Annotated in this window: 24 protein-coding genes; 12 read left to right on the top strand and 12 right to left on the bottom strand. The window is 60.2% G+C overall.

All coding sequences use genetic code 11. From position 1 onward, the window contains the following. Nucleotides 1-154: 154 nt before the first annotated feature. From PDO_RS08545 to mepA, 3 genes are all read right to left on the bottom strand, one after another. Nucleotides 155-1,198, bottom strand: a complete 1,044-nt coding sequence (locus PDO_RS08545; protein WP_007600428.1) for a glucokinase — start codon at nt 1,196-1,198, stop codon at nt 155-157. A 35-nt stretch (nt 1,199-1,233) separates the two neighbouring features. Next, nucleotides 1,234-1,614 (bottom strand): methylglyoxal synthase, encoded by a 381-nt coding sequence (locus PDO_RS08540; protein ID WP_007600427.1) that lies wholly within the window; start codon nt 1,612-1,614, stop codon nt 1,234-1,236. A 96-nt stretch (nt 1,615-1,710) separates the two neighbouring features. After that, a complete protein-coding gene (gene mepA / locus PDO_RS08535) occupies nt 1,711-2,778 on the bottom strand; it encodes a penicillin-insensitive murein endopeptidase (RefSeq protein ID WP_007600425.1) in 1,068 nt (355 codons plus the stop codon). Nucleotides 2,779-2,963: 185 nt separating this feature from the next. Here mepA and PDO_RS08530 point away from each other — a divergent pair, with 185 nt between their 5' ends. The 11 genes from PDO_RS08530 (at nt 2,964) to PDO_RS28565 (ending at nt 13,401) form a co-directional block, all read left to right on the top strand. Then, nucleotides 2,964-4,802 (top strand): extracellular solute-binding protein, encoded by a 1,839-nt coding sequence (locus PDO_RS08530; protein ID WP_007600411.1) that lies wholly within the window; start codon nt 2,964-2,966, stop codon nt 4,800-4,802. 143 nt (nt 4,803-4,945) lie between these two features. Next, nucleotides 4,946-6,040 (top strand): microcin C ABC transporter permease YejB, encoded by a 1,095-nt coding sequence (locus PDO_RS08525; RefSeq protein ID WP_007600410.1) that lies wholly within the window; start codon nt 4,946-4,948, stop codon nt 6,038-6,040. Next, the gene (locus PDO_RS08520) at nt 6,040-7,182 is read left to right on the top strand and encodes an ABC transporter permease (RefSeq protein ID WP_007600408.1); all 1,143 of its coding nucleotides are present in this window, start codon (nt 6,040-6,042) and stop codon (nt 7,180-7,182) included. Before PDO_RS08525 ends, PDO_RS08520 begins: the two co-directional genes overlap by 1 nt. 67 nt (nt 7,183-7,249) lie before the next feature. Next, the gene (locus PDO_RS08515) at nt 7,250-7,510 is read left to right on the top strand and encodes a hypothetical protein (RefSeq protein ID WP_007600406.1); all 261 of its coding nucleotides are present in this window, start codon (nt 7,250-7,252) and stop codon (nt 7,508-7,510) included. Next, nucleotides 7,507-8,010 (top strand): type II toxin-antitoxin system VapC family toxin, encoded by a 504-nt coding sequence (locus tag PDO_RS08510; RefSeq protein WP_007600404.1) that lies wholly within the window; start codon nt 7,507-7,509, stop codon nt 8,008-8,010. Before PDO_RS08515 ends, PDO_RS08510 begins: the two co-directional genes overlap by 4 nt. Continuing rightward, nucleotides 8,007-9,635 (top strand): ABC transporter ATP-binding protein, encoded by a 1,629-nt coding sequence (locus PDO_RS08505; protein ID WP_007600397.1) that lies wholly within the window; start codon nt 8,007-8,009, stop codon nt 9,633-9,635. Before PDO_RS08510 ends, PDO_RS08505 begins: the two co-directional genes overlap by 4 nt. Before the next feature lie 10 nt (nt 9,636-9,645). Further along, a complete protein-coding gene (locus tag PDO_RS08500; RefSeq protein WP_007600395.1) occupies nt 9,646-10,626 on the top strand; it encodes a 2-hydroxyacid dehydrogenase in 981 nt (326 codons plus the stop codon). Between the two features lie 104 nt (nt 10,627-10,730). Next, nucleotides 10,731-11,024: a hypothetical protein gene (locus tag PDO_RS08495; protein ID WP_007600392.1), complete on the top strand. Its 294-nt coding sequence runs from the start codon at nt 10,731-10,733 to the stop codon at nt 11,022-11,024. Between the two features lie 134 nt (nt 11,025-11,158). After that, on the top strand, nt 11,159-12,463 hold the full coding sequence (gene pncB, locus PDO_RS08490; RefSeq protein ID WP_007600390.1) for a nicotinate phosphoribosyltransferase: 1,305 nt from the start codon (nt 11,159-11,161) through the stop codon (nt 12,461-12,463). Nucleotides 12,464-12,678: 215 nt separating this feature from the next. Beyond that, the gene (locus PDO_RS08485; protein WP_007600389.1) at nt 12,679-13,140 is read left to right on the top strand and encodes a CoxG family protein; all 462 of its coding nucleotides are present in this window, start codon (nt 12,679-12,681) and stop codon (nt 13,138-13,140) included. Between the two features lie 105 nt (nt 13,141-13,245). Continuing rightward, complete coding sequence (locus PDO_RS28565; protein ID WP_007600388.1) at nt 13,246-13,401, top strand: hypothetical protein; 156 nt, start codon at nt 13,246-13,248, stop codon at nt 13,399-13,401. A 129-nt stretch (nt 13,402-13,530) separates the two neighbouring features. On the opposite strand, the gene PDO_RS08480 is transcribed toward PDO_RS28565, so the two are convergent. From PDO_RS08480 to PDO_RS08440, 9 genes are all read right to left on the bottom strand, one after another. Further along, on the bottom strand, nt 13,531-14,514 hold the full coding sequence (locus PDO_RS08480) for a type II secretion system F family protein (protein WP_007600387.1): 984 nt from the start codon (nt 14,512-14,514) through the stop codon (nt 13,531-13,533). 12 nt (nt 14,515-14,526) lie between these two features. Continuing rightward, nucleotides 14,527-15,537, bottom strand: a complete 1,011-nt coding sequence (locus tag PDO_RS08475; protein ID WP_007600380.1) for a type II secretion system F family protein — start codon at nt 15,535-15,537, stop codon at nt 14,527-14,529. A 5-nt stretch (nt 15,538-15,542) separates the two neighbouring features. Next, the gene (locus PDO_RS08470) at nt 15,543-17,024 is read right to left on the bottom strand and encodes a CpaF family protein (protein WP_007600379.1); all 1,482 of its coding nucleotides are present in this window, start codon (nt 17,022-17,024) and stop codon (nt 15,543-15,545) included. 27 nt (nt 17,025-17,051) lie between these two features. Continuing rightward, nucleotides 17,052-18,341: an AAA family ATPase gene (locus PDO_RS08465; protein WP_007600378.1), complete on the bottom strand. Its 1,290-nt coding sequence runs from the start codon at nt 18,339-18,341 to the stop codon at nt 17,052-17,054. Between the two features lie 34 nt (nt 18,342-18,375). Next, nucleotides 18,376-19,101: a CpaD family pilus assembly protein gene (locus PDO_RS08460; protein ID WP_007600377.1), complete on the bottom strand. Its 726-nt coding sequence runs from the start codon at nt 19,099-19,101 to the stop codon at nt 18,376-18,378. Nucleotides 19,102-19,121: 20 nt separating this feature from the next. After that, nucleotides 19,122-20,684, bottom strand: a complete 1,563-nt coding sequence (locus tag PDO_RS08455) for a type II and III secretion system protein family protein (protein ID WP_007600376.1) — start codon at nt 20,682-20,684, stop codon at nt 19,122-19,124. Between the two features lie 14 nt (nt 20,685-20,698). Next, a complete protein-coding gene (cpaB, locus tag PDO_RS08450; RefSeq protein ID WP_007600374.1) occupies nt 20,699-21,517 on the bottom strand; it encodes a Flp pilus assembly protein CpaB in 819 nt (272 codons plus the stop codon). Between the two features lie 115 nt (nt 21,518-21,632). Beyond that, nucleotides 21,633-22,145: an A24 family peptidase gene (locus PDO_RS08445; RefSeq protein ID WP_007600373.1), complete on the bottom strand. Its 513-nt coding sequence runs from the start codon at nt 22,143-22,145 to the stop codon at nt 21,633-21,635. A 181-nt stretch (nt 22,146-22,326) separates the two neighbouring features. Beyond that, the gene (locus tag PDO_RS08440; protein WP_007600372.1) at nt 22,327-22,509 is read right to left on the bottom strand and encodes a Flp family type IVb pilin; all 183 of its coding nucleotides are present in this window, start codon (nt 22,507-22,509) and stop codon (nt 22,327-22,329) included. 507 nt (nt 22,510-23,016) lie between these two features. Between PDO_RS08440 and PDO_RS08435 the strand changes: the two genes are divergently transcribed. Next, nucleotides 23,017-23,430 carry a pilus assembly protein N-terminal domain-containing protein gene (locus PDO_RS08435; RefSeq protein WP_007600370.1) on the top strand — a complete coding sequence of 138 codons (414 nt, stop codon included), beginning with the start codon at nt 23,017-23,019 and terminating at the stop codon, nt 23,428-23,430. The last annotated feature ends 81 nt before the right edge of the window (nt 23,431-23,511 follow it).

Raw genomic sequence — 23,511 nt, 5'->3', positions numbered from 1 at the left:
GCCTGAATCTGCTACTGTTTTATTGGTGCCGCTGGCGTCCAAGAAAAGACTTCCCGTGCGATTTCGCTCAATGCGCCCTTCTGGACACCGCCGCTCTATAGCCAGTCGCGCCGCGTTTGGCCATAGCTGCCCAATTTTGGGCACATGCGCCGGCTCAGCGGTGCCAGTGCCGTCCTTCTGTGGCAAGCCCGAAGCCGCCGGGATTGCAGGCATAGGCCGCAAGACCCGAAAGTGCCGCCTGCGGATGGGTGACCACGAAGGTCGGAATGCTTTTCATCAGCGCCGTATGCGGAGCCTTGTCCTCGAAGGCCGCGCGAAACTCCGGCTTTTCCAGCGCCGGCAGGATCTTCGGCGAGATGCCGCCGGCGAGGAAAACCCCACCGCGCGCCATGAAGATCAGCGCCAGATCGCCGGCAACCCGGCCGAGATAGGTAGCAAACAGGCTGAGGGCTTCGGCCGCCAGCGGATCGGAACCATTGAGCCCGGCAACGGAGATATCGGCAGGCTCACTATATCGCGGCGCTTGATCGCCTTCGGCTCGGCAGAGCGCCTGATATATGTTCATCAGGCCGCGGCCGGAGAGAAGCTCCTCGGCCGAAATGCGCCCGAGTGTTGCGGTCGGATCCTTCACCGGCACCAGAAACGGCCAGATCTGCTGATCGCGCGGAGTGCGCGGTCCGACATCCACATGGCCGCCTTCACCCGGCACCGGGAACCAGGTGTCGCGGGCATGCACCAGACCGGCAACGCCGAGACCGGTGCCGGGGCCGAGAACGGCGCGCGATGCAACGGGCGCATCGATGACCGGTCCCAGCGGATGCCGGTATTGCGGCGCAAGCGTCGCCGCCGCCAGCGCCTGTGCCTCGAAATCATTGAGCAGCAGCACGGATTCGAAGCCCAATTCCGCCATCAGCGTCTTCGGCTTCACCACCCAGGGATAGTTGGTCAACGGCACTTCGTCGCCATCGATTGGCCCGGCCATGGCGATGATCAGCGTGCGCGGCTTGTGCGTGCTCTTTGCCAGGACGCTCTGCCGGATTGCATCGTCGATCGTGGCGAAATCCTTGTTCACCACATTCGGAAACGGCACGGTTTCTCCGCTGTTGTCGACCAGGATGGAAAAGCGCGCATTGGTGCCGCCGATATCACCGATCAGGATCGGGAAGCTGAGTTGGTCTTCGCTGGGTGTCTGGGCCATGGTCTATCCGTTTCGAGCCGCGTGAAGCGATTGTTTCAGGCGACCGGCGTGGTCATCAGGATTTCGGCAGTCGCAAGGTTGAGCGCCATGGGAATATCGTAAACCGTGGCAAGCCGCATCAATGCCTTCACATCGACATCATGCGGCATTGAGGTCAGCGGATCGACGAAAAACACCAGCACATCCACTTCGCCGGTCGCGATCAGTGCGCCGATCTGCTGGTCGCCGCCCAGCGGGCCGCTTTTCAGCGGCGTGACATCGAGATCCGGACAGGCATCCTTCACCCGGCCGCCGGTCGTGCCGGTCGCAACGATCCGCCAGCCGCTGAGGCGAGCCTGGTGACGCCGGGCGAACTCCGCCATGTCGTCTTTCTTCTGGTCATGGGCAATCAGGGCGATGCATTTTGCGCGGGTCATGATGAGGATCTGCGGCTCTTTTAAATCGATTTGACTTAGATCCTGTAGCTGAGGAATGGCGGCTTGAAAAGCCACCGGCCCCAAGCCGCGTTTCTCTTACTGACCCGCCGGCCGCGGCAGCGGAACGGGAACGAAGGCGGGCAATGCAAACATCGCCGTTCCATCCGCTGTAGGCGTGCTTGGCGCCGAAAACGCCGATGCTGTCGACGGCATCCGGCCGTTGCCGCGATAGGTTGCCTCAAGTTCGCTATCCGGCGATGGTGCATTGAGGATCATCGCGCAGGCCTTCGGCAAGGCCGACAGTTGCATCGGCTTTGGTTTCGGCGCCGGCTTGGCGTTCGGATCCTTCTTCGGCGGCGCCCACGGCTCATCTGTAAACCACCAGGCCAGCGATTTGTCGCATCCGTCGCCACGACCGATCGGATCCTGCGACTTGCAGCCGACGGAATCCGCCGGGCATTTGATCCGCACATGGAAATGGTAGTCGTGGCCGTAATAGGGGCGAACCTTACCCAGATCGCTGCGGTCGCCGGTCCAGGTTTCGCACAGCTTCTTCTTGATCGCCGGATTGACGAAGATGCGCTCGACCTGCGGATAGCTGGCTGCCCGCATGATCACGGCCGCATGCGCCGGTGTCCAGACCTTCGGATCGACGGTCAAGAACGCCTTCGGCTTCAGCATGGTCGTGGCTGAAATGTTTTCCCGCTCGCTGGTGGTCAATGTGCGCGACGGCATCGGCGTCAGCCAGATATCGGCGTCGAGCCCGATCTGGTGCGAGGCATGGCCAGTCAGCATCGGTCCACCACGCGGCTGTGAAATGTCGCCGAGAAGAAGCCCGGGCCAGTTGTCATAGCGTGCCGCATCCTGCGACAATTGCTCCAGCGTCGCGATCATCTGCGGATGGCCCCAGCGCCGGTTGCGCGACAGCCGCATCGCCTGCCACGTCGGCCCGTCGGTCGGGATGGCCACGCCACCGGCAAGGCAACCCTTGGAATAGAAGCCATAGGCAGTCGGTTCGGCCCGCGCGGGAAGTTTCATGCCGCCAAACAATTCCTTGGCCGGCGGCCCATCGGCGGCGATTGCCTCGGGCGCGGCGGCGGCGGCAAGAGAAGCCACCAGCATCATGGCCTTGGCAATCCTGCCGGAGCGTTTCACCGATCTCATCGTCATCCATCCTCATTCATCACGGCATCCGGGATTGCGGCCCCGAACGATTCACCTGAGTCTATCCTGAATGGCGATTTTGGTGAATCTGCGAATGTGCACCCGCTCACTTCTGTGTCAGCCGTCTGTATTTTGCCGTCATTTGCCCTATTCTGCATGCAAGCGAAAACAAAAGGGGTTGGCGGATGGCATTGGCAAGGCGGATTGGGGCATCGTTTCTCGGACTATTGCTCTGCAGCCCGGCTCTGGGCGTTCAGGCACAGGAACCGGAATGGCGTCATGCACTCGCCGTCATCGAGGCGCCAAAGTACCCCAAGGACTTCGAGCGCTTTGCCTATGTGAACCCCGATGCGCCGAAGGCTGGAAACATCAACCTCTCGGCGTCCGGCACCTTCGATAGCTTCAATCCGGTTCTCGACAAGGGTGAACTGGCCGCAGGCCTTGCACCACGGCTGTCGCTGGTCACGGAAACGCTGTTGAAGCCATCCATGGACGAAGTCGATGCCGTCTACGGCCTGCTGGCCGAAGCCGTCTCCTATCCGGAGGACTACGCTTACGCCAGGTTCCGCCTGCGGCCGGAAGCCAAATGGGCCGACGGCGTGCCGGTGACACCCGAGGATGTCATTTTCAGCTTCGACAAGTTCAAGGAACTCAATCCGCTATACTCGACCTACTACAATCACGTCGTGAAAGCGGAAAAGACTGGCGATCGTGAGGTCACCTTCACCTTCGACGAGAAGAACAATCGCGAACTGCCGGTGATTGTCGGCGAACTGGATATCGTCCCGAAGCACTGGTGGACCGCCATCGGCCCGGATGGAAAGCCACGCGACATTTCCAGAACCACGCTGGAGCCGATCCTGGGATCGGGCCCTTACAAGATCGCCGCGTTCACCCCCGGCGCCAAGATCCAGTATGAACTGCGCGATGACTATTGGGGCAAGGATCTCAACGTCAACATCGGCTATAACAACTTCAAGAGCCAGACCTACACCTATTTCGCCGACCTGGACGTCGAGTTCGAAGCCTTCCGTTCAGGAAGCGTCGATTTCTGGGCCGAGAATTCGGCCATGCGCTGGGCACGGTCCTATGATTTCCCCGCTGTCGCCGATGGCCGGGTCAAGCGCCAGGTCCTCGACAACGAATACAAGACCTCGGGTGTTCTCGTCGGCTTCGTTCCGAATATGCGCCGTGAAATGTTCAAGGATGCCCGCGTGCGAAAGGCCCTGAACTACGCGTTTGATTTCGAGGAATTGAACAGGACAATCTTCTTCGATCAATACAAGCGCATCGACAGCTATTTCTACGGCTCCGAACTGGCCTCCAAGGGTCTGCCCGAAGGCAAGGAACTGGAGATCCTCAAAGGTCTGGGCAGCGACGTCGCGCCGGAAGTCCTCACGCAGGAATACAAGAACCCGGTCGGCGGCGACGGCGCAAAGCTGCGCGATAATCTGCGCCAGGCGCTCGCATTGTTGAAGGAAGCCGGCTACGAATTGCGCAACGGCAAGATGGTGCTGGCCGCGACCGGTGCCCCGTTGCAGTTCGAGATCCTGTTGAATGGTCCGACCATCGAGCGTGTTGCCATTCCCTTCGCCGACAATCTTCGCAAGATCGGTATCCAGGCCAATGTCCGAACCGTCGATTCGGCCCAATATGCGAACCGCGTCCGCAGCTTCGACTATGACGTGATCTATCTCGGCTGGGCGCAGAGCCTCAATCCGGGCAACGAGCAGCGCGACTACTGGGGCTCGAAGTCCGTCGATCAGCCGGGATCGCGCAATTATGCCGGTATTTCCGACCCCGGGATCGACAAGCTGATCAACCAGATCATTTTCGCCAAGGATCGCGACACCCTGATCCCGACGGTCAAGGCGCTCGACCGTGTCTTGCTCGCCAGCAATTACACCTTGCCCACTTATACGCTGCGGTCCTCGCGCATCGCCTATTGGGACAAGTTCGATCACGCCGAATTGCCCACTTATGGCATCGGCTTTCCCTCCATCTGGTGGTCGAAGTCGCCATGATGTTAATCAGCGGGACTTGTGCGCCGAAGCTGGCTATCAAGGATGAATAGGGCGAATCGCTTTTGCAGGAGGGCCGACGGATTGGCTGACAGACAGGGACTGTGGTTTGACAGCGGCAGAAAGTCCGCGATGAGGCGCGTTCCATGACAGCCTATATTTTCCGCCGGCTTCTGCTGATGATCCCGACGATCATCGGCATTATGGGCATCTCCTTCGCCGTCATCCAGTTTGCCCCCGGAGGCCCGGTGGAACAGGTGATTGCCCAGCTCAGCGGCCAGGGCGACAGCGCCGATGCCAGGCTCTCCGGCGGCGGCGACATGCTGAACCAGCAGATGGGTGGAGACGAGGGCGGCGCGCGCTATCGTGGCGCTCAGGGTCTCGACCCGGAGCTGATCGCCAAGCTCGAGAAGCAGTTCGGTTTCGACAAGCCGCCGCTCGAGCGTTTCCTCGAAATGATGTGGAATTACATTCGCTTCGATTTCGGCGAAAGCTTCTTCCGCAACACCTCGGTGATCGACCTGATCATCGAAAAGATGCCGGTCTCGATCTCGCTCGGCGTCTGGGTCCTGCTGATCTCCTATGCGATTTCGATACCGCTCGGCATCAAGAAGGCCGTTCAGGATGGCTCGACTTTCGACGTCTGGACCTCGGGCGTCATCGTCATCGGTTATGCGGTCCCAAGCTTCCTCTTCGGCATCCTGCTAATCGTCGTCTTTGCCGGCGGATCGTTTTTCGACTGGTTCCCCTTGCGCGGCCTGACCTCGGACAATTTCTCCGAACTCAGTTGGTGGCAGAAGATCCTTGACTACTTTTGGCATTTGACCCTGCCCTTGATCGCGCTGCTTCTGTCGGCCTTTGCCACGACGACGCTGCTGACCAAGAATTCCTTTATCGACGAGATCAAGAAGCAATATGTCGTCACCGCCCGCGCCAAGGGACTGGGCGAGCGTCAGGTGCTCTACGGCCATGTCTTCCGCAACGCCATGCTGATCGTCATTGCCGGCATTCCGGCCGCCTTCATCTCGGCCTTCTTCACCGGTTCGCTGCTGATCGAAAACATCTTCTCGCTCGATGGCCTCGGCCGTCTCGGTTACCTCGCCGTGGTCAATCGCGACTATCCGATCGTCTTTGCCACACTCTATATCTTCTCGCTGATGGGCCTTGTCGTCGGCCTGATCTCCGACCTGATCTATACCTGGATCGATCCGCGCATCGATTTCGACCGGAGGGATGTCTGATGTCCGCCGTCGAACCCGCCATCTCCGTTGCCGTGCCGCCGCGCAAGCCCTTTCTGTCGCCGACCAATCGCCGCCGCCTGGAAAATTTCAAGGCCAATCGCCGCGGTCTATGGTCGTTCTGGATCTTCATGATCCTGTTCCTGCTCAGTCTGTTCGCCGAATTCATCGCCAACGACCGGCCGGTCATCGCCTCCTACAAGGGCGAGATCCTGTTTCCGGTGGTCGTCGACTATCCGGAGGAAAAGTTCGGCGGCTTCCTCGCCGTCACCGACTATCGCTCGCCGTTCATCGCCGACGAGATCAATGCCAATGGCTGGATGCTCTGGCCGCCGATCCGCTATTCCTACCGCACGGTCAATTCCGAGATCCCGCATTCGGCCCCCACGCCGCCTTTCTGGCTGATGGACAAGGAAACCCGTTGCGCGGCCTATCCGCTGAAGGCCGAAGATCCGGGCTGCGTGCTCGGCAATATGAACTGGCTCGGCACCGACGACCAGGCGCGCGACGTCACGGCCCGGATGATCTACGGTTTTCGCATTTCGATCCTGTTCGGTCTGGCACTCACCATCGCGTCCGCGCTGATCGGGGTCACAGCCGGCGCCGTGCAGGGTTATTTCGGCGGCTGGACCGACCTGTTGATGCAGCGCTTCATCGAGATCTGGTCGTCGATGCCGGTGCTCTACATCCTGCTGATCATCGCGGCCATCCTGCCGCCCGGCTTCTTCGTCCTGCTCGGCATCATGCTGCTGTTTTCCTGGGTGGGTTTCGTCGGCATCGTCCGGGCCGAATTCCTGCGGGCGCGAAACTTCGAATATGTGAATGCGGCGCGCGCACTCGGCGTCGGCAACTGGACCATCATGTTCCGACACCTGCTGCCCAATGCCATGGTGGCAACCTTGACCTTCCTGCCCTTCATCCTGTCAGGCTCGATCACCACGCTGACCTCGCTCGACTTCCTCGGCTTCGGCATGCCGCCCGGCTCACCATCGCTCGGCGAACTGATCGCACAGGGCAAGCGCAATCTCCAAGCGCCGTGGCTCGGCCTCACCGCCTTCTTCACCATGTCGATCATGCTGTCGCTGCTGATCTTTGTCGGCGAAGCTGTGCGCGACGCCTTCGATCCGCGGAAGACGTTCCGATGACGGGCGGTTCGTCTTTTCAGCGATCCTGTGGCAGGATGAACGCAGGTTGTCCGACGAGGCCACTGCGATGAACAAGATCGTGCGCGATCACTACCCGGTTGAGAACCTGCCCGCCGACCTGCGAGAAGGGTTAGACGATCAGGCGACGGTGCGTGTCGTGATCGAGGTGGAAGCCGCGGCAAAGCCTGAGGAACCTCTCAAGAAACGTTCGATTCAAGAGACACTTGACGATCTCGAGCAATTCCGCCGCGGACGGACGACTGACCCGAATATTGGCGAAGCTGTATCGCGCATTCGCGCCCTTCGTGACGAATGGGACGACGAATGACAGCTGTTAAACGTGTCTATCTGGACACGAACGTGTTCATCATGTTGGCCGAAAAGACCCATGAGACGCAGCAACGGCTCGTCGCACTTTTGGCGGGTCAACCTTCTGATTCACAGCCTCGTTTTGCGACGAGTGAATTGACCCTCTCCGAACTGCTGGTAAAGCCCTATCGGGAACAGGACGAGTCTCTTATCCTCAAGTACGATTCACTGACACAACCCAGTGAATGGCTGGATCTGCGGCCGGTAGACCGAGATGTCCTATACCACGCTGCAGTTCTTCGGGCGCAATACGGACATCTCAAACTTCCCGACGCCATTCACCTGTCGAGTGCGATTGGGCAGGGCTGCTCGCATTTTCTAACCGACGATCGAGGGATACGTGACAGCTATGAGGTGCGGCACCATCGGCACGATTCGCTACCTGGCATCGCCACACTCTCCGTTGTTCACCCCGATGAACCGACACTCACATCCCTGATCGAAAGCCTGTCCGCATGACCGATCCCCTTCTCTCCGTTCGCGATCTCTCCGTCGCTTTCCACCAGGGTGGCCAACAGAGCCTGGCCGTCGATCACATCTCCTTCGATATTGGCAAGGGCGAAGTCGTGGCGCTTGTCGGCGAATCCGGTTCCGGCAAGTCGGTGTCCGCAGCATCGATCCTCAAGCTCCTGCCCTATCCGTCCGCCAGCCATCCGTCGGGATCGATCCTGTTCGAGGGGCGCGATCTGATGACTGCATCCGTGGCCGAGCTCAGGGCGGTGCGCGGCAACGATATCACCATGATCTTTCAGGAGCCGATGACCTCGCTCAATCCGCTGCACACGATTGAGCGGCAGATCGGCGAAATACTGGAATTGCACCAGGCCATGACGGGTAGCGCGGCCCGCGCCCGCATTCTGGAATTGCTCAACCAGGTCGGCATCCGTGAGCCGGAGAAACGCCTGAATGCCTTTCCACATGAACTGTCCGGCGGCCAGCGCCAGCGCGTGATGATCGCCATGGCGCTGGCCAACCGACCGAAGCTGCTGATCGCCGACGAGCCGACCACCGCGCTTGATGTCACTGTGCAGGCGCAGATCCTCGAGCTTCTCGGCCGGCTGAAGACGGAACACGGCATGTCCATGCTGTTCATCACCCATGACCTCGGCATCGTGCGCAAATTCGCCGATCGTGTCTGCGTCATGACCAAGGGAAAGATCGTCGAGACCGGCCCGGTCGAGGAAATCTTCGAGCGTCCGCAGCACGACTACACGAAGAAATTGCTTGGCTCGGAGCCGCGTGGCGAGCCGCCGGCGATTGATGCCGAAAAGCCGGTGATCATGCAGGGGGACGACATCCGCGTCTGGTTCCCGATCAAGTCGGGCTTCCTGCGCAAGACGGTCGACCATGTCAAAGCCGTGGACGGCATCGATCTTACCCTGCGCGCCGGCCAGACCCTCGGCGTCGTCGGCGAATCCGGCTCCGGCAAGACCACGCTCGGTCTGGCGCTGGCGCGCCTGATTTCCTCCAAGGGGCGCATCAGCTTTATCGGCCATGACATCGACGGCTTCTCCTATCGCGAGATGCGGCCGTTCAGGGATCGGCTCCAGGTCGTTTTCCAGGATCCGTTCGGCTCGCTCAGCCCGCGCATGTCGGTTGGCGAGATCATTGCCGAGGGGCTGAAGGTGCATGAACGCGCGCTCTCGGCCGATGAGCGCGATGCCCGTGTCTGCTGGGCGCTGGACGAGGTCGGGCTCGATCCCCAAACCCGCTGGCGTTACCCGCACGAATTCTCCGGCGGTCAGCGCCAGCGTATCGCCATTGCCCGCGCCATGGTGCTGAAGCCACGGTTTGTCATGCTCGACGAGCCAACCTCGGCGCTCGACATGACGGTGCAGGCCCAGGTCGTCGATCTGCTGCGTGACCTGCAGAAGAAACATGATCTCGCCTATCTCTTCATTAGCCACGATCTGCGGGTGGTGAAGGCGCTGGCCAATGAAATCATTGTCATGCGCGCCGGAAAGGTTGTCGAAAAGGGACCGGCCGCCGAAGTCTTTGCCGCGCCCAAGGCCGATTACACCACAGCCTTGATGGCCGCTGCCTTCAATCTCGAAGCCGTCGAAATCGGCGGCATCCGCCAGTAGTGGGAATCGCATGTCTTCCAAGAACCCCGTATCTTCCAAGTGCCCTGTCATCATCGATCTGAAGTTCCAGCGTGAAAGCGTCGTCAAGGCATTGCGCAACGCCTTTGCCGATCGCGAGATCATCGACATGGCCGATCCGGCCAATGCAGAGCGTGATCTGGGCACGGCCGCCTATGCCGTCGTCTGGAAGCCGGATCCTGCCCTTTTCGAAAAGGCAAAGGGCCTGAAGGCGATCTTCTCCGGTGGCGCCGGCGTCGACCACATCCTGACCACCTATGAACTGCCGGACCTGCCCATCGTCCGCTTCGTCGATCGCAGCCTCACCGATCGCATGAGCGAATGGGTCGTGCTGCAATGCCTCAGCCATCTTCGCCAGACACTGACCTATGCGCGCCAACAGCGCGACCATCACTGGAATGAACTCGCCGGCCAGCCGGAAGCCTGCGACGTCACCGTGGGCGTCATGGGGCTGGGCGTGCTCGGTCAGGATTCCGTCGCCAAGTTGAAGGTGATGGGCTTCAATGTCATCGGCTGGTCGCGTCGGCCAAAGCAGATCGCCGGGATCGAAACCTATGACGCTGACGGCCTGGATGACTTTCTGGGACGCACCGATATCCTCGTCGGCCTTCTACCTCTGACCGCCGAGACCCGCGGCGTCTATGGCCGCGCGCTGTTTTCGAAACTCAATCGTAATGGTGCCCTCGGCGGTCCGGTGTTTCTGAACGCAGGGCGAGGTGGCAGCCAGGTCGAGACGGATCTTGTCGCCTGCCTCAAGGATGGAACGTTGAAGGCAGCCTCCCTTGATGTCTTCGAGCAGGAGCCCCTGTCCGGCGATAACCCGCTCTGGGATATGGGCAATGTCATCGTTACCCCGCATGCCGCCGCATCCTCGGAAGTCAGTGCGCTTTTCCGCCATGTCGAAAGCCAGATTGCCCGTTTTGAAGACGGTCTGCCGCTGCAGAATGTCGTCGACCGCCTGACGGGCTACTGAGCCGTCATCAGCGCCATGTCGGAACCTTAAGGACATTCCCGCCGTTACTCTGGTCAATGCGGTGCTCTGCAAGCACCGCCTCGGAACGTCAACGGAGAATGATCATGAGCAGCCGAACCGATCTGCCAGGCGATACAGATCGCCGAACGCGCGGCCTTCAGCCGGAACCCTTGACCGCAACGGAAGCGCGGCAGGGCAATCGCGGCCTTCCGGTCCTGATCGTATTGCTCGGTGGTCTGATCCTCGCCATGCTGGTCTGGGTTCCCGCCGAATGGTGGGGCAACTCGATTGAATCGGAGACCATCCCCAACCCGGCTCAAACGGAAACGGCGCCGCAGTCGCCCGACGACAGCCCGGCGCAGACCTTACCGCAGGCCAATCAGACGCCCAGTCAGTAATCGGCAGCGGGAGGCGTGTCGTTGTCTGGACATTCCGACATAGTTTGCCGATAACTTGAGACGGAAACGGCCGAAGCGATTTTCGGCCGTTCAGCCGTGTCCGGAGCGTCGCGGCAAATAGGGCAGTGGCTTCCATGACGAAGACTGATATTGCAACCAGGGTTTTCAATCATGCCTGGAAGCTCGATCCGATTATCCGCAGCCTGATCGACACCGATTTCTACAAGTTGCTGATGCTCCAGATGATCTGGAAGCTCTATCCCACGGTCAATGCCACCTTCACGCTGATCAACCGCACTACTTCTGTCCGCCTCGCAGACGAGATCGACGAGCAAGAATTGCGCGATCAGCTGGATCACGTTCGCTCGCTCAGGCTGACCAAGAAGGAAATGATCTGGCTGGCCGGCAACACCTTCTATGGTCGCGCCCAGATCTTCGAGCCGGAATTCCTCGCATGGCTCGGCAATCTGCAACTGCCGGAATACGAGTTGCACAAACGCGATGGCCAGTACGAACTGACCTTTCACGGCTCCTGGATGGAGACGACGCTGTGGGAAATCCCGGCGCTTGCCATCATCAACGAATTGCGCAGTCGCGCCGCCATGCGCTCGCTCGGCTATTTTACCCTCGACGTGCTCTATGCGCGTGCCAAGGCCAAGATGTGGGCCAAGGTCGAGCGCCTTGGCGAACTTCCGGGTCTGCGTATTTCCGATTTCGGCACCCGCCGCCGCCACAGCTTCCTCTGGCAGCGCTGGTGTGTCGATGCCCTGAAGGAAGGCATCGGCCCGGCCTTTACCGGCACCAGCAACGTGCTGCTGGCGATGGATTCCGATCTCGAAGCCGTCGGTACCAATGCACATGAATTGCCGATGGTGGTGGCAGCCCTGGCCAACACCGATCAACAACTGGCCGCCGCCCCCTACCAGGTCCTGAAAGACTGGAACCGGCTCTATGGCGGCAATCTTCTGATTGTCCTGCCGGACGCCTTCGGTACGGCCTCCTTCCTGCACGACGCGCCGGAATGGGTGGCCGATTGGACCGGCTTCCGCCCGGACAGTGCGCCGCCGATTGAAGGCGGCGAAAAGATCATCGACTGGTGGAAGAAGATGGGCCGTGATCCGCGCAAGAAGTTGCTGATCTTCTCCGATGGCCTGGATGTCGATGCGATTATCGATACCTACCGTCATTTCGCCGGTCGCGTGCGCATGAGCTTCGGTTGGGGCACCAACCTCACCAATGACTTTGCCGGCTGCGCCCCGCACGAGATTGCCGGGTTGAAGCCGATTTCGATTGTCTGCAAGGTCGCGGAAGCCAATGGCCGCCCCGCCGTCAAGCTCTCCGACAATCCGCGCAAGGCAACAGGTGACCCCGACGAGGTCGAACGCTATCTGAAGTTTTTCGGTTCGCAGGATCGTGTCGAGCAGGCCGTCCTCGTCTAGAGCAATTCCAGCAAAAGTGGGTACCGGTTTTGCGTCCAAAATTGCGTGAAAACAAAGAGATATTGCATTGAAAGCGACTGCGTTTTCGCCGGAAATCCTCGAGCCGGGTCGGGCCGATCTCGATCAGAAGACTTGCATCCGCGCTGTCGCCCATGCAGTTTGAGCGGGCGGGAGGGAGCCCGCTCGAGTTTCATTGACCGGGGAGGATACCAGCCATGGACATGCAGAGCAGCGAACGCATCGAGGCGCCAGTGGAGGCTGTCTGGCGCGGGCTCAATGATCCGACCATCCTAGCGCAAGCCATCCCCGGCTGCGAGAGCCTGGAAAAGACATCCGATACAGCGATGAGCGCGCGGGTGGTTCTCAAGATCGGCCCGATCAAGGCGAAATTCGAGGGTTCGGTCGAATTGCAGAACCTCAACCCACCCCATTCCTATACCATCGCTGGCGAGGGCAAGGGCGGTCTCGCGGGTTTCGCCAAGGGCGCTGCCGATGTTTCGCTGGAATCCGATGGTCCGGATGCAACGATCCTGACCTATGTCGTCAAGGCAGAGGTGGGCGGCAAGATTGCCCAGCTTGGCAGTCGCCTGATCGATTCGACCGCTAAGAAGCTCGCGGGCGAATTTTTCTCCAGCTTTGGCGCAGCGGTGTCGGCGGCAAATGCGGCCACCGGATGATCTTTCTTCATTTATTAAAATTGTCGTGACTGAAAGCCCTGCGCAAGCCACCTTGTTGATGTTCATCATCAGCCGAGATGATTCGGTGATATGGGGACATGAACGATGATTGAGGGACCGGATCAATATTTCGAGCAGCAGGACATGGCGATCAAGCTGATGTTGCTGGAAAACAAGGCTGATGAGCTGACCAATATTCTGGTCGCTGCCCTGCAGGATGCTTTCAAGCTGCTCGAAGACGAGCAGGATACCGTTCACTGAGAGCAGTCTGACCGGCCCGCCGCGCGTGCGATGAAACGCGGCGAGCACGCTATACAGGTTTGTCAGCGAAATTTCGTAAAAACAAAGAGATAGCGCATTGAAGGCGATACTGTCTTCGCCGGATCTGCTTTAGAACCGGTCGGACACCTGAATGCCGGCCGGTCCGAGAATGACCGCGATCAGCACCGGCAGGAAGAACAGGATCATCGGCACGGTGAGTTTCGGCGGCAGCGCTGCGGCCTTTTTCTCCGCTTCGTTCATGCGTTCGTCGCGGCCTTCCTGGGCCAGCACGCGCAAGGCCTGGGCGATCGGCGTTCCGTAGCGTTCGGCCTGGATCAGCGCCTGCGTCACGTTCTTCACGCCATCGAGCTGCGTGCGGGTGCCCAGGTTTTCCAGCGCTTGCCGGCGATCCGGCAGGAAGGACAGTTCCGCGGTCGTCAGGACCATTTCCTCGGCCAGTTCCGGCGATTGTTCACCGATTTCGTCGGCTACGCGCCGCATCGCGGCCTCGATCGAAATGCCGGATTCGACGCAAATCAGCATCAGGTCGAGAGCGTCGGGCCAGGCGCGGCGGATCGAGTGCTGACGTTTGCCGATCCGATTTGAAACGTAGATATTCGGCAGATAGAAACCGATATAGCCGCCTACAATGGTGGCGAACAGCCGGATCGGCAAAGGCTTGTCGGCAAGATTGCCAAGCGCGAAGATCCAGATTGCCGTCACGACAAGTGTCGCGAACGGCAGCAGGAACCGGGCAAGCAGGAAGATGTTCAGCGCATTTTGCGAGCGAAGGCCGGCTGCCTTGAGCTTGTCCATGGTCGTGTCGTCGACCAGCGCCTTGCGCAGGTTGAACCGTTCGACAAGCTGGCGGACAGACTGGTTGTTGTTGGCGCGAAGGGTGGCCTTGCCCTGCGCGTCCGAATTGAGCCGCGCGCGTTCGCGGGCGCGGATCAGGTCGCGCTCGGTCGACACGGCCCGCATCCGCTTGTTCAGGTCGCCGCGCTCCAGCATCGGCATGACCAGTGTGTAGAACGTCGCAAAGACCGCAAGCGCCACCAGCACTGCGATGATCAGGGTAGGGTCGGTAACGCGGGCGGCCCAGTTTTCGGTCATGCCTTGCCGCTCCTAGATATCGAAGTTGATCATGTTGCGCATTACCAGCAGGCCGATGCTCATCCACACCGCGGATGCGCCGAGGATCAGGTGTCCGCGCGAGTCGGTGAAAAGGATCATGATATAGGCGGGTGACGTCATGTAGACGAGGAAGGCGACGATGAACGGCAGGGCGCCGATAATCGCTGCGGACGCCTTGGCTTCCATAGACAGCGCACTGACCTTCGCCCGCATTTTCTTGCGGTCGCGCAGCACGCGCGACAGGTTCGCGAGTGCTTCGGAAAGATTGCCGCCCGCTTGTCCCTGGATGGCGATGACAATGGCAAAGAAGCTGATCTCGGACAGTTGCATCGTCTGGTACATGCGCGCGCAGGCTTCCGGCACGCTGAGACCCATCTGCTGTGAATCGACGACCCGGCGAAACTCGGTCTTCACCGGTTCCTGGCCGTCAGCCGCGATCATCCGGATTGCATCGTTGAGCGGCAGGCCGGAGCGGATGGAGCGGGTCATCACGTCGAGCGAATTGGGGAACTCGTTGATGAACTGCTTCTGACGGCGCTTGATCAGGAAGCCGAGGATCCAGCGCGGCAGGCCGAGCATGGCGACGAAGCCCAATCCGCCGGTAACCAGCGGCGGCAGGCCGACCAGGAAGGTGCCGACAAACACCACCAGCCCGAACACCGCGCTCAGCATGTAGAAATGCGCCGGCGTAAGCGGCAGGTTGGCTTGGGTGAGCCGGCCCTTCAGGCTGGTTTGCTTGGCCTTCTTCGATTTTTCCTGCTTCTTTTCCAGTTCCTTCAGCGAATCCTGGACGGATTTTCGCCGCTTGGAGATTTCCTGCACCCGGTCGCGGGCCGCCTTGACCTGGTTGAGGTCTGTTTCGGCAGCCTTCACCCGGCTGATCCTGGTCGCCGTCTTCTTCTCGGTCTCGATGCGGGTATACAGCACGCCATAGGCCACCGCACCGGTCGAGATCGCGGCGAGCATGACGATGGCCAGTATGGTCGGATCGATACCGAACATTGCGATCAAATCCCCTTGGATTTCTGTTCCATGGCGTCGAGAGACGCAGCAAGTCTGCGATCTTCGTTGTAGTAGCGGGCGCGGTCCCAGAAATGCGGCTTGCCGATGCCGGTCGACATGTGCCGGCCGATGATCTTGCCGTGCGCGTCCTCGCCTTCGATTTCGTAGCGCATCAGGTCCTGGGTGATGATCACGTCCCCTTCCATGCCGATGACCTCGGTAATGTGGGTGATGCGGCGCGAACCGTCGCGCAGGCGGGCGGCCTGGATGATCACGTCGATCGAACCCGAGATGATTTCGCGAACCGTCTTGGCTGGCAGTGTGAAGCCGCCCATGGCGATCATCGATTCCATGCGGGAGAGGCATTCGCGCGGCGTATTGGCATGGATCGTGCCCATCGAACCGTCGTGACCGGTGTTCATCGCCTGCAGCAGGTCGAACACCTCGGGTCCGCGCACTTCGCCGACGATGATCCGTTCGGGGCGCATACGCAGGCAGTTCTTGACGAGATCGCGCATGGTGATCTCGCCTTCGCCTTCGATGTTCGGCGGCCGTGTTTCCAGGCGCACGACATGTGGCTGCTGCAACTGAAGTTCGGCCGTGTCTTCGCAGGTGATGATGCGCTCGTCTGTGTCGATAAAGCCGGTCAGGCAGTTCAGCAGCGTCGTCTTCCCCGAGCCGGTACCGCCGGAAATGACGACGTTACAGCGCACGCGCCCGATGATCTGCAGCACCTCGGCGCCTTCCGGCGTGATCGCGCCGAATTTCACCAGCTGGGAAAGATTGAGCTTGTCCTTCTTGAACTTACGAATGGTCAGCGCCGGGCCGTCGATGGCCAGCGGTGGTGCAATGACGTTGACACGCGAGCCGTCGGGCAAGCGCGCGTCGCAGATCGGGCTCGATTCATCGACGCGACGTCCGACCTGGCTGACGATGCGCTGGCAGATCGACAGGAGCTGGGAATTGTCGCGGAAGCGGATCTCCGACTCGATGGTCTTGCCGGCGACTTCGATGAAGGTCTGGCCGGCGCCGTTGACCATGATATCCGAGATGTCGTCACGCGCCAGAAGCGGTTCCAGCGGACCATAGCCCAGCACGTCGTTGCAGATGTCTTCCAGCAGCTCTTCCTGCTCGGAGATCGACATCGCGAAATTCTTGATCGTGATGATGTCGTTGACGATGTCGCGAATTTCCTCGCGCGCGCTTTCGCCGTCGAGCTTGGCCAGCTGTGACAGGTCGATCGTGTCGATCAGGGCCGAAAACACCTGGCTCTTGGTATCGTAGTAATCGTCCGCGCGAGGCGGGCGCTTGCGGCTGGGGGCCTGCAGTGGTGGCGGGGAAACCTGTTGGCGAGCGTCCGCGTTGCCAGGCTCCAGCAGGCTTGTTGCAGACCGTCCTGCCGAACTGGCAGCCGGGGGCTGCGCCGGTATCGTGCCAACGCCCGATCCGCCTTTGCCAAAACCCTCGCCGCCGCGTTTGCCAAACATGAGCTTTACCCGTTCCTGTCTTGCGGTTTACTTCTTGCGAAGTTTGCCGATCAGCGAGCCGAGGCCCGCCTTCTTCGGCTTCTTGATCGTTGCTCTGCCGGTCAACAGATGTGCTAGCTGCGAAAATGTCTCTGCAGTCGGCGACTTGGCGTCCATTTCCGAAATCATCCGGCCGCTATTGGTTGCCGTGCCGAACAGCATCGCATCGAAGGGGATGATCGCGACCGGCTCGATTTCGAGCGGTTCGAAGAAATCCTGCGGCGAGATTTCCGGACGTTTGGGCATCCCGACCTGGTTGAGCACCAGATGCGGAGCCTTGTCGTTCGGCCGCAGTTTCTTCAGCGCATCGACCATGTTCTTGGCATTGCGCAGATTGGCGAGATCCGGCGCGCAGGTAATGACGATCTCGTCGGCATCCGACAGCACGCTGCGGGTCCAGTCCAACCAGCTATGCGGCAGGTCGAGAACGGTGACAGGGGCGCTGCGCTGCAACAGTTCGAGGATCGGCTGGAAGGCGCCGCTCTCGTAGTCATAGCCGCGGTCCAGCATCGACGGCGCTGCCAGCAGTGACAGATTGCGCGAGCAATTGGCCAGCAGACGATCGAGGAAGACTTCGTCAAGGCGTTCGGGCGAAAACACGGCTTCCGCCATGCCCAGTGCCGGGTCCTGGTCGAAATCGATATTGGCGGTCCCGAAAGGCAGGTCGAGATCCGCAAGCACGGTCTCGGTTGAAAACAGCGTCGAGATGCCGAAGGCGCAGTTGTGGGCGATCGTCGAGGAGCCGACACCGCCCTTGGCGCCGATGAAGGCGATGCTTTTGCCAAGTGGTTCCGCTTCCGGATCGACGAAGATCCCGGCAATGGCGCTCATGATGTCGGCCATCGAGAAAGGCGCGACGATATATTCGGAAATGCCGCTGCGCATCAGTTCCCGGTAGAGCGAGATGTCGTTGTGCCGGCCGACAATGATGACGCGCGAGCTCGGGTCGCAGACCTCGGCCAGCGGCGCCAGCTCCGCCAGCAAATGCGCCGGCGCGGCCTCGGTTTCCAGAATGATCAGGTTCGGCGTCGGCGTCGAGGCGAACATGTTCGCCGCGGCCGTGATATTGCCATGCGTGATCCGCAGGCTGACGCGTGCTAGGCGCCGGTCATTGGCGCATTGTTCCATGACCCGCTGCACGCTGTCGCTGAGGCAGAAGGCGTGCACGGAAATGCGGGGCAGCGGCCGCAGGGCTTCGACATCGCCGGAAACGACCGGCTCCGCCGACCCGCGGCTGCCGCCGGGCCCTTCCTCGAATTCGTAATCGATCGCACTCATGCTATCTTCCTGTCATTGAGGGCATCAAGCCGCGTCATTCCGTGGAGGTGTCGCTGCCTTCGCGATAAAGGCCGATAACGGTCGAGCGCCGGGTCGCGTCGATCGGCGCCACGGCTCTTGGCGTGACAAGATCCATCGGGTTCGCGATCTGGGCAGCGATGTTGCTCTGCGAAGCACAACCAAAATTGTGATAGTTCGTGTTGCTGAACGTGTTGTTCTGTAGATCTTCCGGCCATTCGCCGCACTGGTTGGTCACGGCCGTGATCGCGACATAGCTCAGGCGCACCGGAGCGGCGTCGCCGGTGGCAGACGCCTGATACGAGGTCTCGATGATTCGGTTCGCTTGCACGCCCTTTGCGGTCAGCACCTTGCGGATCTGCGCCCGAACATTTGCCGCAGCGCCTGCATTGGCCGAGCCCTGCGGCAGCATGATCTGGATGCTGCCCGACGAGGTGGAGAGATAATCCGTAGCAAAGCCGCCGATCGAATCCTGCACTCCATTCGAAAGCCTGTGATCGCCGGATGCAATCGGAATGTCGAGCGTATGTTCGACCTCGTTCAGCGTGATCGGATGACGCGTGCGATAGTCATCGGGGATTGCCCCCGTCGACATGTTGTCCTTGTTCGTACCGCATCCGGCAAGCATGACGGAAGCGCCGATCATCATGGCGGTCATCACGATGCGGTGCAGGCGGCGGTTTCTACGATCTGGGGCCATGGCTGGCTGGCTTTCCTTGGCGTGCAGCGTGGTGTGTGTCATTGCGATCCTGAAACCTCCGCTCACTTGTAAATAAACCCGACGGCGCCGTGATACTGGCCGGCGGAACCTGCGGTTTCGCGGCGGCCATAGACCTTGTTCACCCGGTTGAGGAAGAAGGTCGCGCCATCGTTTTCAGGGTTGAAGTTGTCGTCGGGCCGCGACAGCGCACCGCGCGCAACCGGCCGCACCAGATAAGGCGTCGCGATGATCACCAGTTCGGTTTCACTGCGCTGGAAGTCCTTGCTGCGGAACAGCGTGCCGAGGATCGGAACCTTGGACAGGCCCGGCAGGCCCGACATGGCCTGGCGGATATTGTCCTGCACGAGCCCGGCAATCACGATCGAGCCACCGGAGGGAAGCTCGACGGTTGTCGACGCCTCGCGCTTGCGGATCGACAGATAGGTCGATCCCGGAATGGAATTTGAGGTATTGCCGGTGACAACCGAGCCTTCCCAGGTCGGCTCGGACACATTTGTCTCGATCTTCAGGCTGATCCGGCCGGGAGCCAGAACGACGGGGCGGAAATTGAGCTCGATACCGTAGTCGACGGTCTCGCTGGTCCGGCTCAACGTCGCCTGTCCCGTATCGCTGTCGACGTCGATTTCCTGCTCGGCCGCCATGCGATATTCGCCGCCGACATAAAATTTCGCCTGCTCGCCGGAGATCGCCGTCAGGCTCGGTTCGGCCAGCGTGCGCATCACCCCGGCCTGTTCCATGGCATTGATATAGGTGGTGATCCCCAGGCCGCCGATGCCGGCGGTGATCGTGGCCGTGCTGGTCGGGTCGATGGAATTGCCGAGATTGGACGGATTGGCATAGCTGATGCCGGTCGAACCGTCGGAAATGCTGCCGGAGAAGCCGAGCTGCTTCAGCACCTGCCGGCTGACTTCGGCAACCGTGACCTTCAGCGTCACCTGATCCTCGCCTTCGATCTGCAGCAGGTTGACGATCTGCGATTCCTGGCGATCTTCCGCATAGATCGCCACTGCGCCGTCACCGCTGCTTTCGCTTGTCGCGGTCGTGTTGCGGGTGGTCGCTTCACCGCCCTTGAGGAAGGCTTCGGCAAGGTTGGCTGCACGGGCCGCATCCTGCGGCGTGCGCACAGTGCCTGTCAGCACGATGTTATCCGATACGATCTCGACCTTGATGTCGGATTCGGGAATGAAACGGCGCAGATTGGTTTCAAGACCGGCAATATCGCGCTCGATTGCGATGTCGAGGCTGATGATCTCCTGGCCATTTTCGCCGAAGATGAAGATATTGGTCTGGCCCACCATCTTGCCGAACAGGTAGATGCGGCGCGAGGAGCGCGTCACGGCATCCGCCATCGTCGGATCTGCCACCAGGATGTCATGCGCATCGGCGGGCAGGTCGACGACAAGTGCCTTGTTCAGGCCAAGCTTGACCGTCTTGCGCCGGCCAGGACCCGCATCGGTGATCCGTAATACGCTTTCCTGGGCCGCTTCCGCAGCCGGAAGCGTGAAGGCATATTGGGCGAAATGGTTTGGAACGCTGGTAAAGGCCAGAGCGAATGCGACGCTGCCGGCCAGGGAAACACGAATTCTGTCGCGGATGTTTTTCATTGTGTGTCCCCCACTCACTTCATGGAATCGGCGGATGAGCTGGTGGCTTTCACCACCTCGCCCGACTTGATGACCTGGATTGTCGGCTGGCCGGAGCTTCCGCTCAGCAGATAATCGGCGGCGGTGGTATCTTCTTCCTGGGCGTCGGCAACCGAGCGCAGTGCCAGCGACAGGCGCTCGGCCATCTGCTGTGCAACCGCCATCACCTTCGTCTGGTCGGGCGTCAGTTCCAGTGTTGCCGTTGTGGCAAGAACGGATTTGGAGCCGTCCGGCTGTTCTTCGATCTGCTGGTCGACGGCGAGCACGCGCACATTCGACAGCACCGTTTCGGTGAGGAAATTGTCCGCATCGCCCTTGCGCACCATGATGACGTCGACCCGGTCATTCGGCAGGATGAAGCCGCCGGCGCCGGTGGCAACCGAGATTTCTGTCGAAACCGCGCGTTTGCCGGACGGCAGCAGCGACGACAGGATGCGAGAGGAGGAGTCGGCAATTTTTTCGCGCCGCAGCGGCTCACCTTCAAACAGCGGCAAGCGCACGACGACGCCGGTCAGTTCGGTAACCGCCTGTGGCCTGGCGCTTTCGGTAATGAATCCTTCGACGATGCTGCCTTCCGGCCAGGCCATCCAGCGCATCGCGCTTTCATCGAGCCTTGCGCCAACCGGAAGGTTCTTCGCCGACACGAGCACATTGACGGTCGGTTCCCGTTCGATCACCGCATCGGCCTGCTGGATGGTGACGGATGTCCGCCCGCTGAGACGCATGGCCAGCAGGCCGGCCATGCCGGCGGCCACGATGGCAACTGCGAGGATGATGATACGAGCGGGTTTCATGATCGATCCTTGGACGGCACGACAGATTCTGCCGACCAGATTGATCAGGAATTGGTGTACTTATAGTTAATAAGACGCTTACAATTGTGGTTAACGGGAAGTTTCTTCGCCGCGATCAGCCAAGGCCCTTGATGGCGGCAATCACCAGCGGCGACTGCGGATAGGTCATCAGGCCGGCTGCCCCGATGGCAATCGCGTAAGGCACCTTCTTCGCGGTCATCAAGGCCTGCGGCAGTTTCACGCCGATGATCGCCACCTTGTCCCAGTTGGCACGCAGCAGGATGATGATCACCGTCAATGCCCCGCCGAAATAGCCGGTGAAGGCGAGAAATTCGAACAGGGACGTATTGAAGCCGAACCAGATCGCAGCAGCCGTCAACAGCTTGGCGTCGCCGCCGCCCATGACGTTCAGCGCAAACAGTGAAAAACACACGGCAAACACCAGCGCGGCCGCGGCCAGATGCCAGCCGAATTCGACGAGAGAAAGGCCGCTGAAGGGAGCAATCAGCAGGAATGCGCCGAGAAGAATGGCCGGGATCCTGTTGGGGATTGTCATTTCAAGAAAATCGGTCAGCGCCGCCAAGATCAGGCAGATCGGGAAGATCAGGAAAATGATCGCATGATACATTTTAAGCGCTTCTCCGTGAGTAAGCTCGCATCATAGAACGAGCAAATTACGAAATCGGAAACAGGGAACGTGTCTCCCTTGGCAAAATCGCTGCATTCCAAACAGTAAAACCGCCTCATTGCTGAGGCGGCTTCTAAATGTTCAGCCGCAGTGCCTTCAGCAGGCCAGCAGCGCTCGCAGATTAGTTCGCGGCGTTGGCGGTGCCCATCTTCGTCGACAGGTCCTGGAATTGCGTGTTCAGGGCGTTGCCGAGGGTGGTGGCGCCAGTGATCAGGGCGACGGAAATCAGAGCGGCGATCAGGCCGTACTCGATTGCGGTTGCGCCAGACTCGTCCTTCATGAAACGTGCAAAAATCTTGGTCATGTTACTCTCCTGCTCCGCAAGGGTTGATCAGCACTGCCGGCAACTGTTTTCCGCTGCTCGGATGACTGCAAATTAGCGCCAGCCTCTTGCCATCGACTTAAGAAAGACGGTTACCGCTTCATGAAATCCCGGTTGCACGAACTGTAGTAAACAAATCAGAACGGCACTGCCTAAAATGCAAGCCAATTGTCTCGCGTCCGAAATAATGCATGTGATAACAGTTGCTTAGTTTTCTATCCTTTGCCGGGCAATGCGTCTGCCAGGCTCCATTTCCAGCGCGCGCGGCCACATCGGGGCCAGTCAGCCGGCCGATCTGTCTAGTTTTGGCACCAGCGCACCCGGAACCATATCGCTTTTGAGCCGCAAGATTTGAAAGTGTGCGAGCGAGGCGCTGCAAATACGAGGAAAGCCCGCAAATACGAGGATAATCCACTTAACCCTTCATTCACCAAAACCGGCCATGCTGGGCAAAGAGCTCCCATCACGCGTGCAACGCAAGGCAGGCCCATGTTCAATCGTTGTCTTTCTGTCGCCGCCGCTGGCCTGTTTGCTACAGGTTTCGCGCTTGCGCCGATCGGCTTGTCTGCCGAGGCCGCCGAGGAGTTCTTGCGTGTCTATATGAATAGCGCCCGGATCCTGAAGCTGGATCGCCCTGTGAGTAAGGTGATTGTCGGAAATTCGGAAGTCGCCGATGCGACGGTGGCCGACTCCCAGACCATCGTCCTGACCGGCCGCTCTTTCGGCACCACCAACCTGGTTTTGCTCGATGCTGACGGCAATGCCATTGTCGATGAACGCATTCTCGTGTCGATCGATGAATCGAGCACCGTTCGCGTCTTCCGCTCGACCGCGCGCACGGTCCTGTCGTGCACGCCCAATTGCGAAGAACATGCGAAAACCGGTGCGGCTGCTGCAAACTGAGCGGCACGGATTTCGCCGATCTGATCGCCATTGCGCCAAATGTAAAGATTTCGGAAACGGAAAATCAATACTTGACCCGTA

The sequence above is a fragment of the Rhizobium sp. PDO1-076 genome, from assembly GCF_000247475.1.
In the GTDB taxonomy this organism is placed as follows: Bacteria; Pseudomonadota; Alphaproteobacteria; order Rhizobiales; family Rhizobiaceae; genus Allorhizobium.
The sequence above is the reverse complement of the archived record's forward strand: the minus strand, read 5'-3'. Positions and strand labels throughout refer to the sequence as shown.